This window comes from Microcystis sp. M061S2, assembly GCF_020245605.1.
Lineage (GTDB): Bacteria > Cyanobacteriota > Cyanobacteriia > Cyanobacteriales > Microcystaceae > Microcystis.
The window spans coordinates 1-14,883 of record NZ_JADBUP010000012.1; the positions used below are offsets into that span (position 1 = coordinate 1).

12 protein-coding genes and 1 tRNA gene are annotated in these 14,883 nt (G+C 41.6%); 8 read left to right on the forward strand and 5 right to left on the reverse strand.

Annotation, left to right across the window (positions count from 1 at the left end; all coding sequences use genetic code 11):
• Positions 1-315: 315 nt before the first annotated feature.
• Together IM475_RS01760 and IM475_RS01765 are read left to right on the forward strand one after the other, a co-directional pair.
• The gene (locus IM475_RS01760) at positions 316-1,281 is read left to right on the forward strand and encodes a M48 family metallopeptidase (protein ID WP_287726491.1); all 966 of its coding nucleotides are present in this window, start codon (positions 316-318) and stop codon (positions 1,279-1,281) included.
• 261 nt (positions 1,282-1,542) lie between these two features.
• Positions 1,543-1,809 (forward strand): DUF6761 family protein, encoded by a 267-nt coding sequence (locus tag IM475_RS01765; protein ID WP_002739044.1) that lies wholly within the window; start codon positions 1,543-1,545, stop codon positions 1,807-1,809.
• A gap of 146 nt (positions 1,810-1,955) precedes the next feature.
• Here IM475_RS01765 and dacB read toward each other — a convergent pair whose 3' ends face one another.
• Positions 1,956-2,843, reverse strand: a complete 888-nt coding sequence (gene dacB, locus IM475_RS01770) for a D-alanyl-D-alanine carboxypeptidase/D-alanyl-D-alanine endopeptidase (RefSeq protein ID WP_287726492.1) — start codon at positions 2,841-2,843, stop codon at positions 1,956-1,958.
• A 276-nt stretch (positions 2,844-3,119) separates the two neighbouring features.
• Between dacB and IM475_RS01775 the strand changes: the two genes are divergently transcribed.
• Positions 3,120-4,070, forward strand: a complete 951-nt coding sequence (locus tag IM475_RS01775) for an ABC transporter ATP-binding protein (RefSeq protein WP_287726493.1) — start codon at positions 3,120-3,122, stop codon at positions 4,068-4,070.
• A gap of 48 nt (positions 4,071-4,118) precedes the next feature.
• On the opposite strand, the gene IM475_RS01780 is transcribed toward IM475_RS01775, so the two are convergent.
• Positions 4,119-4,751, reverse strand: a complete 633-nt coding sequence (locus IM475_RS01780; protein ID WP_287726494.1) for a Uma2 family endonuclease — start codon at positions 4,749-4,751, stop codon at positions 4,119-4,121.
• A 216-nt stretch (positions 4,752-4,967) separates the two neighbouring features.
• Here IM475_RS01780 and IM475_RS01785 point away from each other — a divergent pair, with 216 nt between their 5' ends.
• The 4 genes from IM475_RS01785 (at position 4,968) to IM475_RS01800 (ending at position 9,381) form a co-directional block, all read left to right on the forward strand.
• On the forward strand, positions 4,968-6,161 hold the full coding sequence (locus IM475_RS01785; RefSeq protein ID WP_287726495.1) for a lipase family protein: 1,194 nt from the start codon (positions 4,968-4,970) through the stop codon (positions 6,159-6,161).
• A gap of 42 nt (positions 6,162-6,203) precedes the next feature.
• Entirely contained in the window at positions 6,204-6,974 is a 771-nt protein-coding gene (locus IM475_RS01790) for an HAD family hydrolase (protein WP_287726496.1), read from the forward strand.
• 95 nt (positions 6,975-7,069) lie between these two features.
• A complete protein-coding gene (trxB, locus tag IM475_RS01795) occupies positions 7,070-8,428 on the forward strand; it encodes a thioredoxin-disulfide reductase (RefSeq protein WP_287726497.1) in 1,359 nt (452 codons plus the stop codon).
• Between the two features lie 122 nt (positions 8,429-8,550).
• Entirely contained in the window at positions 8,551-9,381 is an 831-nt protein-coding gene (locus IM475_RS01800; RefSeq protein ID WP_016516149.1) for a metal ABC transporter permease, read from the forward strand.
• A 246-nt stretch (positions 9,382-9,627) separates the two neighbouring features.
• Here the strand turns inward: IM475_RS01800 and IM475_RS01805 are convergent, their stop codons facing one another.
• Together IM475_RS01805 and surE are read right to left on the reverse strand one after the other, a co-directional pair.
• Positions 9,628-10,209 carry a DUF3727 domain-containing protein gene (locus tag IM475_RS01805; protein ID WP_272082755.1) on the reverse strand — a complete coding sequence of 194 codons (582 nt, stop codon included), beginning with the start codon at positions 10,207-10,209 and terminating at the stop codon, positions 9,628-9,630.
• 47 nt (positions 10,210-10,256) lie between these two features.
• A complete protein-coding gene (gene surE / locus IM475_RS01810) occupies positions 10,257-11,069 on the reverse strand; it encodes a 5'/3'-nucleotidase SurE (RefSeq protein WP_287726498.1) in 813 nt (270 codons plus the stop codon).
• Positions 11,070-11,126: 57 nt separating this feature from the next.
• Here surE and IM475_RS01815 point away from each other — a divergent pair.
• Positions 11,127-11,199, forward strand: a tRNA-Arg gene (locus IM475_RS01815).
• 95 nt (positions 11,200-11,294) lie between these two features.
• Here IM475_RS01815 and IM475_RS01820 read toward each other — a convergent pair.
• Entirely contained in the window at positions 11,295-14,702 is a 3,408-nt protein-coding gene (locus IM475_RS01820; protein WP_287726499.1) for an Eco57I restriction-modification methylase domain-containing protein, read from the reverse strand.
• Positions 14,703-14,883: the final 181 nt, after the last annotated feature.

Here is a 14,883-nt window from a genome sequence, read left to right on the forward strand (position 1 = left end):
CAATTCCTAATAGTCTTTTAGTTTGTTTCGGATATTTTTGAATGTATTCCCAAGTGTAGTTTTTCATGGCTTTTTTTGAGTTACTATTTGTTTTATTATATCCTATTATTGTGATTTAATTAAATTATGGAGAGGTCTAATTTAATTGAAACCACTTACTTACTAATATCATTTTTCAAAAGTAATGAGAGACTTAGTTGATCATTTCAAAGCGCAATTGCTCTCTGAAAAGGGAATTTCGCTCTCAGATGTTAGTCACGATTATTGAAAATTGGTATAATTTAGGAGAAATTTTGACTTTCTTATTCTATTAATATGCCAACTTATCCTGATATCTCCAGTCAAGCTTTTAAACATCCCCTAGATCAGCAGGCTGAACAGGCCTTAAGATCGGTTCCAGGGTTTGATTTATTAGCGAAAAGTTTTTCCGAATATCTCTATGAACGTCCCCAGCAAATTTTATTAATGGGCAATGATCTAAAAGTCGGCCCGCGTCAATACGCCACTTTATACGGCATCTATCGCCAATGTCTGCGGGATTTAGATATGTCCCCAGAGCCGAATCTTTATGTCAGTCAAAACCCTTTAGCGAATGCCTATTCTTTGGGTTCAGAACATCCCTACATTGTCTTTAATACTGCCCTTTTAGACCTCTTAGATGAAGAAGAAATTCGGGTAATTCTTGCCCACGAATTAGGTCATTTAAAATGTGATCATAGTATTTTAATTCAACTGTCTTTTTGGGTGATGGGGGCGGCTAATTTCCTTGGGGACATCACCTTAGGACTAGGAAAAGCCATTACTACCGGTCTAGTTTATGCCTTTTATGAATGGCGCAGAAAAGCCGAATTATCCGCAGACAGAGCCGCTTTATTAGTTACCGATGATTTAAATTTAGTCCTGAGAACTTTAATGAAATGTGCAGGAGGAAGTCAAAAATATCTGCATGAATGCAACTTAGAAGAATTTATTCGCCAAGGGGAAGCCTACCGACAATTAGACCAAGATAACTTAAACCAGATTTATAAATTTATCATTTATAATGGCGGGAATGGTTCCTTTTTAACCCATCCTTTTTCCGTGGAAAGAGTGCATTATCTACAGGAATGGTTTAACTCGGAATCCTATCGTCAAATTCGCCAGGGAAACTATGCCAAAACAGGAGTAAAAAGCTCGATTAATGTTGATGCTAATGATAGCGAAAGCGAAAGATTGAGGCGACAAATAGCAGAACTACAGGCAGAAATTGAACGGGCAAAAAGACAAAGAAACCGTGAATAATCTATACGAAGGCAAAAGGCAAAAGGCAAAAGGCAAAAGGCAAAAGGCAAAAGGCAAAAGGCAAAAGGCAGCTTTGTTCTCCCCACACCCCACACCCCACACCCCACACCCCACACCCTTTACTGATCACTGAAAATTCTCTTGTCTGTGTTTTGCCGATTTGGTGAGTACAATAGAGGTATCGGGGACCGAGAATAGCAATTCTCCCTACGATGATCCATAAACACTTACCCCTACTCTCTCTTTTTTGTTCTACTGCCCATGCTCCAAGATACCCAATCCATTCGTTACTATCAAAGACTAACCGATGACATGGTGGATCTTTGGCACCGTGGCTCGCGTTTTGATGAGATCCGGCTATATGTAGAAGGCTATTTAGCCTGTTTACGCGATTCTAGTTCCATAGAACCCTATCTAATTCATCGTCTCGAAGAAGAAATATTTCGCTTTCTGCGAGATCCTTCTAATTTTGAATATCTCTCCCCCCAAACCCAAACCCAAACTGAAGCAGATTATGGCTATTATTAACCCCAGTTCGGGTTAAGGGAATTTGGCCATCAGTTCCGGAAAAAGAATCGGATTGACTGGCTAGAATAGCCTCAGGATTAGACCTCTTGCACACAGCAGAATTCAGGAGTTAGCAGTCGGGAGACAGGGCGATTTTTACCAGAGATCTACTGAGCTTGACAGGAACGAGATTGGGTCATCTGTAGAACAATAGTATCGATCGCTTTCACCAAGGCCTGTCCAGAAACCCGTTGATTATTAACGATAATGCTAAATAACATCGGTCCTTGCTGGGGGTTTTCTAGATAACCCGATAGGGCCCGCACACCGGTAAGAGTGCCGGTTTTAGCGTAAACTGTGCCAGTGGCGGCCGTCTGACGCATCCGGTTTCTCAGGGTGCCACTAATTCCCGCCACAGGTAAGGAAGCATAGAAAGTATCGCGATTAGGAGAATAATACATCACCCGCAAAATTTCCACGATCGAGCGGGGAGTAGCGGTATTACGGCGGGATAATCCCGAACCATCGGCTAAACTAAAACCACTGGGATTGATGCCCAATTGTGCCAAGATGGCAGTAACATTTTTAGCACCGCCGATAAAGCGAAAAAGAGTGTCAGCGTAGAAATTATTACTTCTCTGATTAGTGATATTCACCCAATCGCGCAGGGATTTTTTCTGAATTGTCGTTTCCGGGTTCATCGCTTGTAAAGCGGCAGCCGTGGTAAATAACTTTGTATTAGAAGCGGGGATAAAATAGCGATCGGCGTTATGACTATAAATAACTGTTTGGCGATCTATAGATTCGATTAATATACCCCACTGATTGGGAGCTTGACTGATAATTTTATCGATATTTGCCCCAATCAATTGAGTACAGGTATTATCGATGTTATTGTTTTCTGGCGGGGGAACGTATAATTCTATGGATTCGTTCGACGAGGAAGGAGCGGGATAAACAGACAGATTAACTTGAGCGATGCCAGGGTAGGCCAAAGCGATAGTGGCTACACTGGCCACTGTCAGGGAATTAAGGCAATTGAGGAGTTGTTTCATGCTGTGTTTGTCTAAGAGTCTGGTTTCCGTAAGCGTTCGCACTATTGTACCAGTTGCCGCTCAAGTGTCAAAGTTACCTGTCTAACAGATTTTAGCCGCTAATTCACACCAATGCCAGAGAAGAAAGCTTGTCATAGCCCGGAACTGCACTGATACCGCTTGACTGGTGGGAATTTTTCTGGGTTCCAAAATCGTGCTATTTTGATACTGTTGACATTGCTGATGACAATTTGGGGATAATAAAAAGCAAAGTGTAGGAGAGATGATTCCAAAATAATGACGAATACCAGCCGTCAAACTGTGCTAGAGACGTTAAACTTACAAAAAACCTATCGGACGGGATTCTGGTTAAATAAAAAAATCGAATCCTTGAAAAACTGTACTTTAATTGTCCATGAGGGCGAAACCTTTGGATTATTAGGCCCGAACGGGGCCGGCAAAACCACGCTCTTAAAAACCCTTTTGGGGATTGTCCGACCCACTTCCGGACGGGCCTTGATTCTCGGTCAACCAATTGGCGATCGCTCGGTCAGGCAACGCATCGGCTATCTTCCTGAAAATGCCTACTACTACGACTATCTCACCGGCTGGGAATTCCTACAATTAATCGGCGGCATTTTTCAAATTCCCTCTTCTGTGCAGAAAAAACGCATTCCTGAATTATTGGATTTAGTGGGATTAGAGCGCAAAACTGCCCAGAAAAAACAATTGCGTCAATATTCTAAGGGAATGATGCAACGGATCGGTATAGCTCAAGCATTAATCAATGATCCAGAATTAGTCTTTCTCGATGAACCGATGTCGGGACTGGACCCTATCGGTCGCTATCAGGTGCGAGAAATTATTCACTCCCTCAAACAAAGGGGGAAAACCATCTTTTTTAACTCTCATATTCTCTCCGATGTGGAACAAATTTGCGATCGCATTGCCCTGTTAGCTCGGGGAGAATTACTTTGTGTCGGTTCCCTCGACCAAATTCTCGGTCGTGCTGATGTCTATCAGGTGATTGTTCAAGGTGGTAGGGAGGAGCAACTACAGCAATGGCTCCTCGGTTTGCATTGGCGCGATAATTGTTGGCACGGACAATTACAGGGAGAACCCGATGCTTTTCTGGCTGCCCTGTCTAGTATGGATGCTCGCTTGATTAGTCTTAATTTAGCTCGTGCTTCCCTAGAAGAATTTTTTATCGACCAATTACGTCAGCGCGGTATTGCCTCTAGTCAATAGGCACTCTCAGAGCAAATCCGTTTTTAATAGTAGCCAAGAAACATCCTCTCAGATTTGGTCAGGATTAATGCCCAATTCCCGCAGTTTATTGGCTAATCTTTCCGCTCGTTGTTTTTCCTCGTTATAGCTGGTGAAAGCTTGTCCATCGGGATAAAAAAGCAACATTTCTGGTTCCCCCAACTGAAAACGAATACCTAAACGGGGACTAACCCAATTATCGAGAGTTTCCAGAATTTCTAGCTGATTTTCCCCTCTTATCCAACCACTGCCATCATTTTTATGGGGATCATAAAGATAATACTCCTCGACCCCATAACGCTGATAAAATAGCTGTTTTTTGGCCATTTCCGTGAGGGTGTTACCCGGAGAGAGGATTTCAAAAACCACCTGGGGACTAATGTTATTTTCTAGCCATTGTCGATAGGAACCTCTTTCCCCTTTTGGTCTTCCAAAAACCACCATGATATCTGGCGCTTGACGCAGTTTATTATCATTTTCCACGGGATACCAAAGTAAATCCCCCGCAACAAAGACATCAGACTGCTCGCGAAATAGCCAGTCTAAATTAGTTTTAATCGTCGTGATCCAACGAAATTGTAGGGTATTATCGGCCATAGGTTGACTATCGCTATCGGGGTAGATAATTTCAGTGACGTTAGTTTTATCTAGTTGCGAAACCATAAGACTAAGTTAAAAGTAAAAAATATAATTCTATAATAGCGGGCATTTGTATTATATAGCAATTCGTCGTCTGGGTTAGCAAGGCCTAGGCCACCATCCCTTGACAAATAGGATAAATTGTGCATTACTATATCTCCCTCCATCCTGATATTTTTCTGAAGCTAGAAGGGTATAGTAAGAAAGATTCCGATTACCGCTTATTGAGATAAATCTATTATGATTATTTACTTTATTCATGGAGTGGCCACAAGAGACGCTAGTTATGCCAATAAATTAATTAAACTAATTGAAGAAGAATGTAAACGCAAAAATCGGGCGATTCCCTACTGTTATGCAGGATTTTGGGGAAATGTCCTCAAAGGAACCGAAAAATTATGGCGAGATATCGACCAAGAATTACAGACACAAAAACAGAAAAATAGTAATTTTAACCCCGAGCAATCCTTTCGCTATCAAAATTTTAGAAAAGAGTATTTATCTTATTTTATCGGTGACGCATTTAGCTATTTAGGCAGCGATCGAGGAAAACAAATTCGCCGCATTATTGCCGAGCAATTAATCGATCTTGTTCAAGCTTATCCCCGGGAAACCGAATTACATATAGTTGCCCATTCTTTGGGTACTGTAATCCTTTGGGATCTGTTATTTTCTGAGCGTTTTGACCCGAAGGATCCCGCTCATGAAATTCGTAATCTTATCGGTAAAGAACGGGGCAAAGTTTCCCTATCTAGTGTAACAACAATGGGTTCACCGATCCCATTTTTAAATCTAACTCTAGGCATTGATACTAATCAAATTGAAAAATTTATTACCCAGCATCAAGGCCAGCGTTTGCTCTGGAATAATCTGATCAATTCCTCCGATATTATCGCTTATCCAATTCGTCCTCTTTTTGATTCTATAACCGATGTATCCAAGATTTTGATGAGCGATTATTATCTAGAAGCGACTGGCAATATTTTTGATTCTGTAGAAATTGCTGCTGTTGTCTTAAATTCCCTTAATGCTCATACCTATTACCTAGCATCAGATAAAGTGGCCAAAAATATCGTAGAGACAATTTATTTTGATCAGCAGGATTATAATCATGGTAATAGTTACAGTAATAACACTTGTGTTGATCTTGCCATAGAAAGAATAGCTAAAATATCTGGGGTGACTAAAGATGTGGTAAAAATGAAACCTTTAAAAGAAAAAATATTACTAGAAGGTAAATTTAAAGATGCCAGTGGTTATATTTATTTAAGCTCAGATTTATATCGTGTTCATCATGTTTATATACAGGACAATCATCAAAATATTGTATATGCTGTATATGTGGGCTGGATTCATGTAGAGGGATTGAAAAATTCTGTCACCGAAATCATCAGACAGCTATGTTATGTCAACGATGAAGCAAAGAATAGCTAATAGCTGCGCTATACTGCCATTATTGAGATTAAACCAGCATTTATGAATCAATCCCCCCGTATTCTAGCACTCGATTTTGATGGTGTTCTTTGTGATGGCATGATCGAGTACTTTCAGATTAGCAAACGCACCTATGAAACCCTTTGGCCGGAAATAATTCCCGAGGATTTTTTCCCGAGGTTTTCGCAACTTCGTCCCGTTATCGAAACCGGTTGGGAAATGCCTTTACTGTTGCGATCGCTCGTTCTCGGTATTCCCGACGAGGAAGCTTTAAATAATTGGCCGTTAATTCGGCAAAATCTGCTAGAAAGGGAGAAAATAGCGAAAAAAGTTCTCTCAAATGCTCTCGATGGTCTTAGGGATCGATGGATTGAGTCGGATCTAGAGTCTTGGTTAGCCTTACATCAATTTTATCAACCCGCAATCGATCGCCTAGCCTCTCTTTTAGACTCGGATTTTTTGGTTTATATCATCACTACAAAAGAAAGCCGTTTTGTCAAGCAATTGTTACAAAAAGTAGCAATTAATTTTCCGGCAGCGAGATTAATTGGCAAGGAAATTAAACAGCCGAAATACCTGACTATTCAGCAAATACTGGCTGATTTACCAGAATCTCCCGCTAATTTGTGGTTTGTCGAGGATCGTCTCGATGCTTTGGAATTAGTGGAGCAACAAGCAGATTTAAACGATGTGGGCTTATATTTAGCCGATTGGGGATATAATACGGCTCAAATGCGCCAAAAAGTTGCTCAAGATACCCGTATTAAACTGTTATCCCTATCTCAATTTGCGGCAGACTTTACCCACTGGTAGAGTCGGTGACGAGGAATATGACACTGATAACTGATAACTGATAACTGATGCTGCTATACTAAAAAGCGTAGTCGTTATGAGTTGCATTTACGGTTATGACTGTCGAGAATTTAGTCATTATTGGTTCGGGACCCGCGGGATATACAGCGGCGATTTATGCGGCGCGTGCGAACTTAAAACCCTTGATGTTTGAGGGTTTCCAAGCGGGAGGCATTCCGGGGGGACAATTGATGACCACCACAGAAGTAGAAAATTTCCCCGGTTTTCCCGAAGGAATCACCGGTCCGAAGCTGATGGAAAGAATGAAAGAACAGGCCGAAAGATGGGGGACCCAATGCTATACCGAAGATGTTATCTCGGTGGATTTAAGTCAGCGTCCTTTTACCATTCGTTCCACGGACCGGGAAGTTAAGGCCAATAGTATTATTATCGCCACGGGAGCCACTGCCAAACGCTTAGGATTACCCAGCGAGGCCCAATTCTGGAGTAACGGCATTTCCGCTTGTGCTATCTGTGACGGTGCTACACCGATATTTAGAGAGGAAAACCTCGCTGTCATCGGTGGCGGTGACTCGGCGGCAGAAGAAGCCGTATATTTGACTAAATACGGCTCTCACGTCCATTTATTGATACGCGGGGAAGCGATGCGTGCCTCGAAAGCAATGCAGGACCGGGTGTTAAATAATCCGAAAGTTACCGTTCATTTTCACACCCAAGCACTGGATGTGTTCGGTACAGGCAGTAAAATGGAGGGATTACGCATTAAAAACTCGCAAACGGGAGAAATTAGCGAATTAGCCGTTAGAGGTTTATTTTATGCCGTCGGTCACACTCCCAATACTTCCCTATTCCAAGGACAACTAGAATTAGACGAGGTGGGTTATGTGAAAGTCAAACCGGGGACTGTTGCTACCAGCGTCGAGGGGGTTTTTGCCGCCGGAGATGTGCAGGACCACGAATACCGTCAGGCAATCACTGCCGCAGGTACGGGGTGTATGGCGGCGTTATTGGCAGAAAGATGGTTATCGGAGCATAATTTAATCCAAGAATACCGTCAATCAGCCACTTCTGAACATTACGAGACGAAAACCGTTAGCGAAACCCCGGCCGATACGGAGGAAACTTTTGATATTAACAAAACCCGTCATGTTGGGGGTTATGCTTTGCGGAAATTATTCCACGACGGCGATCGCTTGTTAATGGTAAAATATGTTTCTCCCACCTGTGGCCCCTGTAAAACCCTGAAACCGATTTTAGATAAAGTGGTCGATGAGTACGATGGCAAAATTTATTTTGTGGAAATTGACATCGAAGCTGACCCGGAAATTGCCAAAATGGGTCAAGTAACTGGTACTCCCACGGTACAATTCTTTAAGGACCGGGAATTAGTCAAGGAAATGCGCGGAGTCAAACAAAAAAGCGATTTTCGTCAAGTAATTGAAAGTTATCAATAATCAGTTATCAATAATCAGTTATCAGTTATCAGTTATCAGTTATCAGATATGAGTTTTGAGTTTACTGTTTACTGAAAAAGCTCCCCACACCCCACACCCCACACCCCACTTCCCCACACCCCATGCTAGAGGCTTTACAATTTGATTTTATGCGCCATGCGATTGCCGCAGGAATATTAGTTAGTATTGCCTGTGGGATTGTGGGTACTTTGGTAGTAGTTAATCGCGTGGTTTTTATCAGTGGGGGAATCGCTCACGCTGCCTATGGAGGGATAGGAATCGGTTATTTTTTTGGGATTAATCCCCTGGTGGGGGCGATATTTTTTACCTTTTTTTCGGCTTTAGGTATGGGGTTTTTACAGCGTCGCATCCGCGAGAGAGCCGATACTTTAATCGGGGTGATGTGGGCGATTGGTATGGCGATTGGGGTAATTTTTATTGATTTAACCCCTGGTTATAAAGCTGATTTAATGAGTTATCTTTTTGGCAGTATTTTAACTGTACCGAGGGATGATTTATGGATAATGGCGGGCATAGATATATTAATTATAGCCTTAGTTAGTATCTTTTATAAGGAGTTGTTAGCCATATCTTTTGATGAAACCTTTGCGATTATTCGTAATATTCCCGTGGAGGTAATTTATTTGGGTTTAATGGGAATAACCGCTTTAACTATTGTGGCAGTAATGCAGGTGGTAGGATTAATTATGGTAATTGCTTTGTTAACTATTCCCGCCGCTATCAGTGGACAATTTGTTAAAAATATGAAGGGAATGATGGTCCTAGCGATTATCTTAGGAATTGTCTTTACTTTGGTTGGTTTATGGTTATCCTATAGTTTAAATCTCACCTCGGGGGCGACAATTATTTTAGTGGCAGGATTGGGTTATTTAATCAGTCTTGCTTGGAAACCTTTCATCCTCACTATCACCAGAAAAATAGCTAATCTTTAAAGCTCTCCCCTAGTTGTGGTGATATAGCATTTATCTTAATAGTGAGGTATGAGGTTTTTATTTTCGGGAGACAGGAGCCAGTCGTTAATACCAAGTTAGGTTATACTTCATATTTATGATAAACGCCGTAATTTAAAGAAAAAATACCAAATCCGTGTTAATCGCAATGATGATGAAATCCCGAAAGATATACTGTGACTAGATTTATCAATAATTTTGCCCGGCGGATTTGGTAAAATCAAGTAATTAATCGAGTTCATCAAACAAAAGTTCCTCTAGAATCGGTCCCATACCGTCATCATCGGGGGAAACTAATTCAACTTTCCCGTCCGCATCACCGACGGCTAAGAATAACAAAGGAGCAAGGGGACTGTAAATCGAGTATTTTTGGTCTTCGGAAAAGAAACTGGCGAGAAATTGCAATTCTTCCGGCTCTGATGACGAGGAAGGTTCATCGCTATCGATTTCTAAACTGAGAACATTATCTTCTTCCAGGGGAGGCAATTCACCACTAACAGTCAAGGTGTGAGCAGTGGATTTGAGCAATAGGTCTAATTCTGCTAAAACTGCCTTAGCATCGGCAAAAATCCGCTCGATTTCCTCGCTATCTTCGATTAAGAAGGCATCAGATTCTTCTTCCTCCGATTCCTCATCCCAAGCTAGAATCATCACCGGGGTATCCACGGGGACAAGAAGCATATAGGTAAGGTCATCGGTTTCATAGGCATTCTCAATATAACAGTCTAGCGATCGACCTTGCTCATCCCAGAGGGTTATGACATCCGCTTCTTCGAGTTCGTTTTCTTGAAAATTAAATTGAGGGGACATAGGCTCTCAAACGCTAATGATTGAATCAGAATATCATGAGATGCTCCTCAATCAAGCCAAGAATTCTGGTGCAAATGTTGAAAACCCTGTACATCAGTTAAATTGTATTGTAGGGGCGTGATGGTGATAAAATTCTCGCCAATAGCGCGTACATCCGTAGGCACTTCCGGGGGTAAATGGCTGTAGTCCGGTTGTTCGATATCTTCCACCACTTCCCCAATTAACCAGTAATAACTTTTACCCCTGGGGTCCAGTCTTTTCTCGAAGGTTTCCTCGTAGCGTCGCAATCCCTGCCTAGTGATTTTCACTCCCTTGATTTCGGCACTACTAACCGGAGGGACGTTGACATTGAGCAAAGTGGCAACAGGAAAAGGGTTAAGGGTAACTTTCCTGACTAAAGTGAGGGTAAAATCCGCGGCCGGTTGGAAATCACAGGCTTTAAAACTGGCCAGACTAACGGCAATACTGGGAATACCTTCGATTAATCCCTCCATGGCCGCGGAAACCGTGCCAGAATAGAGGATATCGGTGCCGAGATTAGACCCGTGGTTAATGCCGGCTAAAACTAAATCAGGAGGCTCTTTGAGGACGGCACTAAGGGCAAATTTTACCGAATCGGCGGGAGTTCCCGAGCAGGACCAGGCAATCACCTCGGGATGAAAAATTCCTTCCACCTGTTCGGCCCGGATGGGATGGTGTAAGGTTAAGCCATGACCGGTGGCAGAGCGCTCGCCGTCGGGACAAACTACGGTGACTTGATGACCGGCGGCAGCGAGGGTGTTGGCAAGGGTGCGGACTCCTAGCGCGGAAATACCGTCATCGTTACTGATAAGTAATTTTAAAGAGCGATCGCTAGTCATGGGAAATTTCTGCTCTACTGCGCCGGCTAGTGGTATAATGTAATAGTATTTTATCGTGGGTACGTAGCTCAGAGGATAGAGCACCAGGTTCCGGTCCTGGGTGTCGGGGGTTCGACTCCCTCCGTACTCGTTCAGTAATGTAGGGTTGATTCATGAATCAACCCTACCCGTTGGGGGTTTATGGGGTTTTAGTTCAATTTCCCCACTTCATCATTCATAATTCCCCTACAGGTTTTGATAAGCTTTGATGGTGGCAATTTTGACGCTTTCGGGGACGAGGGGAAAGGTAGTTAATATATGTTGAAATTCTGTTAGGGTTAATTCATACAAGTGGGCAACTATTGCATCTAATTTCGCTCTAATTGCCATTCTTTCTGCTTCTTCTGTTACTCCATTTTTATGGGAACCTATCCCCACTTCTTTCGCTAATTGCTCAAATTCTTCTGTAGTACAAATCAATTTTGCCGCATTTTCTACTATCTCCTGAAAGTATTTATCTCCCTCTTTTAGTCGGGGGATAGGAGTTTGATAGATGTAGAACATATTAATATTAGCAGATACTTTTTGTCTAGCACAAAAATCAATAATTAGTGAATTTAAAATTGCTTCTAAAAATATTAATTCGGTGTTAGAAATCGAAATGTCTGAAGATACTAAAATAGAATTGCCACAGAAAACATTTTTAGGAATTGTCCCTACTATTAATGTTCTAATATCAGTATTTCTAGCAATTGACCGAAATCCTAAACGATAGGTTTGATAGTCTAAGATTTGACCTTTATCGACTTCACCGCGTTTTAATAAAGCTTGTCTTGCTTCTTTTTCATCTAACCAGTATTTCGGTAAAGCATACCGATGGGTGAATTGATGAATCATTTTTCCTTCGTAGAGGGGTAGTCTTCCTTCTGCGGGTTCAGTTTTAAATAAATAACTATCATTAGTCATGTGAAATTCTGATGTTAACTTGAGATTCCATGTATCGGGAAGGGTTTCTCCTAGCAGAGGAAAACGAGACATTTTTTCTGCGATATGAATATCTATATCTTGTTTAAATTCCATTACCGAGAGGGAATCGGGGGATAGTTTGCGGATTAAATCGACGCTAATTACTAAACTATCTTTATGGGGAAAACGTTGTAATTCCTCAACATCGTGACGCATAAATTCCACAGGAAAGGAAAGAGTTTGTTTATTTTTCTCAAAAGTTATAATGACAAACTTAAAGCGACTATCTACACCTTCAAAAATTGTTTTACGATTTTCAAAACAAAATAATCCTGTCACATTTGTCTGAGAAAATAACATTTCTCGCAGTTGCTTGGTTCCCAAATCGGTATAAATTCCACTGGGAATAACTATTCCACATTCTCCCCGGGGATGGAGGAGATTAAAACATTGTTCAACAAAAAGCTTATAGAGATTAATATCCGTCCCTTGCTTTTTACCATTGACAATAGAGATTTGATTTTTATATTGTTCCGAGGAACGAAAATAGAGACTAACGTGGGGGTATTGACTTTGATATTCTAACCATGCTTGAGCGATTTCGGGATTAGTTAACAGTTTTTTCTGTTCCTTTTCAAACGTCTTAATGTCCATTTTATTTTTAGTCACCAAGTCGCTATGCTGAGAAAAAAATTCTTTCGCTTGGGGTTTAAAGACTTCCCAGGGGGGATTGGTGATAATCACATCAAAACCACCTTTTTCTGTAATCAGTTTATCGAAGTGATAACCCCAGTGGAAGGGTTTCAGGGATTGCATATCAGAAAGAGTTAATAAACGTTTCTTTGCTTTTCCCGTTAATTGTGCGGATTCGTACTTAATTGACAACTTACCGCTAAACTCATCTAAGAGAATTTGGTTTAATTTCTGCACCGATTCGCGGTTGACATCCTCGATGTGATTGCGTAACATCTGGAGACGGTTTTCTTGGGGGGTTCCCTCTACTTCTCCCAATCGAAAAGCGTGTTCTTTGTATAATTCAATACTGCGGTTTTTTTCCGCGAGAATTGCCTGATAATTTTGCGCGGTGAGGGTTTGCAGAATGTTTTCCTCTCCCATGAGATTAAAACTTTTTTCGTCCACGCGAATTAACCCGATGAGGGAATTTCCCGACATGATATTAAAATCAATATTCGGTAAGGGTTCCAATTCTGTCACCGATTGTGCGGCAGCAACTAAAGCGAGAAATAAACGCAGTTTCGCGATTTCCGTCGCTTCCTCCATGATATCGACACCGTAGAGGTTATCGGAAATAATTCTTTTTTTGATGTAATATCCGAGGGAGGGATGGGATTTTCTTACCTCTGTTAACCACTGTTTTAATTTACTGTCTCCCCGTAGTTCAATTGTCCCAATCACCGCGCTATAAATTCCGATTAATGTCTTCATCGCAGCCACTAAAAAAGCACCGGAACCACAGGCAGGGTCTAAAATAGAAAGCTGGGGAAGAATATCTTCAATCAGAAGCTGACAGAGGGGAGAATCGAGATTAATTAGTAGTTCAGAAATACTGGCAAATTGTTTGCGGGGATAATGTTGATTGCTTCTCTCGACAATCCATTTATTAATCGTCCTATCACAGAGATATTCAGTAATCTCCGGACGGGTATAGTAAGCACCGAAAGCTTTTTGGTTGATATACTTTTCAAAGATATATCCCAAAACATCGGGGTTAATTTCGTCATCGCTTCCCCCCGGAGTGTCGTCAAGGTTCCAAGAGTAACGGGAGAATAAATCGAGGATATTCTCAAATGCTTGGTCATCAATACAAATGTTTTGATAAAGATTTTCGAGGGGATGTTGGAGAAATAATCCTCCGTTAAGATATTTGACTTTTCCCACCAATGCAGTTACTGTCTCATCTCGTTGGGATTCTGGTTTAGCGAATGCTTGAAAAAAGAGGGTTTGCAGAAACTGACGATAAAATAAATTTTTCCCGCGTCGTTGACTTGCTTGTAATTGGTTTTGCAGATAGTTGAAGTCGTTATCGATAAATCCCTTGCGCTGCAGGAAATAGACGAACATTAAACGATTGAGAATAACCGAAGTGTACCATTTTCGATCGCTTTCTCGATCGATTCCTTGGATAAAGGGGAGGAACTGTAAATGCTCTCGCTGAAATTCCTGATAAAATTTCTTGGTAATCTTTTCGATATCGAAACCTTTTTGTAAACGATGGGCCACCTCCACCACGGAGGGTTCCCCATCTTCAAAATCGGTGATATCGAGGACTAATTCCGCTAGTTTACCGAGAAATAAATCTCCCGGTTGTCCTTTTATATAAAGATGGTCACGGATATAACTTTTACTTCCCTCTCTTTTTACCCAGTACCATAAACTGCGTGTCCGTCCCCCATCGACGAAAATTAGCAGATTTTCGGCAATTCTTTCGATAACTTGCTGGTGAATGTCCCGACGAAGTTTCGCATCGGGTATATCGGTAGTTGTCACCTCTAATACTGCTACTCCCGACACTTCCGCAATCCGTTGACAGGGATATTCTTGGTTGTCAACGGTGATACTAATAGTTTTTTTTGCGCGAGGATGAGACCATCCCAATTCCTCGATAAACAGTTCCCCAAATTGGAAGTTAGATAATAAGTCACGAGTCCGGGAGAAGTTGAGGGACATAATGGACCTCTTGGAAAAATTAAAAATTGTTGTTAGGGTTAGGAGTCACGGAGGTTTGATCCCCCTAAATCCCCCTTGATAAGGGGGACTTGAATTGGTTTAGATCCCCCTAAATCCCCCTTGATAAGGGGGACTTGATAAGGTTAGATCCCCCTAAATCCCCCTTGATAAGGGGGACTTG

Coding starts and splice junctions, on each gene's coding strand:
- IM475_RS01805 (WP_272082755.1), bottom strand. CDS start 10,209: ATGTCCCCTCAATTTAATTTTCAAGAAAACGAACTCGAAGAAGCGGAT.
- IM475_RS01765 (WP_002739044.1), top strand. CDS start 1,543: ATGCTCCAAGATACCCAATCCATTCGTTACTATCAAAGACTAACCGAT.
- IM475_RS01780 (WP_287726494.1), bottom strand. CDS start 4,751: ATGGTTTCGCAACTAGATAAAACTAACGTCACTGAAATTATCTACCCC.
- IM475_RS01775 (WP_287726493.1), top strand. CDS start 3,120: ATGACGAATACCAGCCGTCAAACTGTGCTAGAGACGTTAAACTTACAA.
- IM475_RS01760 (WP_287726491.1), top strand. CDS start 316: ATGCCAACTTATCCTGATATCTCCAGTCAAGCTTTTAAACATCCCCTA.
- IM475_RS01785 (WP_287726495.1), top strand. CDS start 4,968: ATGATTATTTACTTTATTCATGGAGTGGCCACAAGAGACGCTAGTTAT.
- IM475_RS01820 (WP_287726499.1), bottom strand. CDS start 14,702: ATGTCCCTCAACTTCTCCCGGACTCGTGACTTATTATCTAACTTCCAA.
- IM475_RS01790 (WP_287726496.1), top strand. CDS start 6,204: ATGAATCAATCCCCCCGTATTCTAGCACTCGATTTTGATGGTGTTCTT.
- trxB (WP_287726497.1), top strand. CDS start 7,070: ATGACTGTCGAGAATTTAGTCATTATTGGTTCGGGACCCGCGGGATAT.
- IM475_RS01800 (WP_016516149.1), top strand. CDS start 8,551: ATGCTAGAGGCTTTACAATTTGATTTTATGCGCCATGCGATTGCCGCA.
- dacB (WP_287726492.1), bottom strand. CDS start 2,843: ATGAAACAACTCCTCAATTGCCTTAATTCCCTGACAGTGGCCAGTGTA.
- surE (WP_287726498.1), bottom strand. CDS start 11,069: ATGACTAGCGATCGCTCTTTAAAATTACTTATCAGTAACGATGACGGT.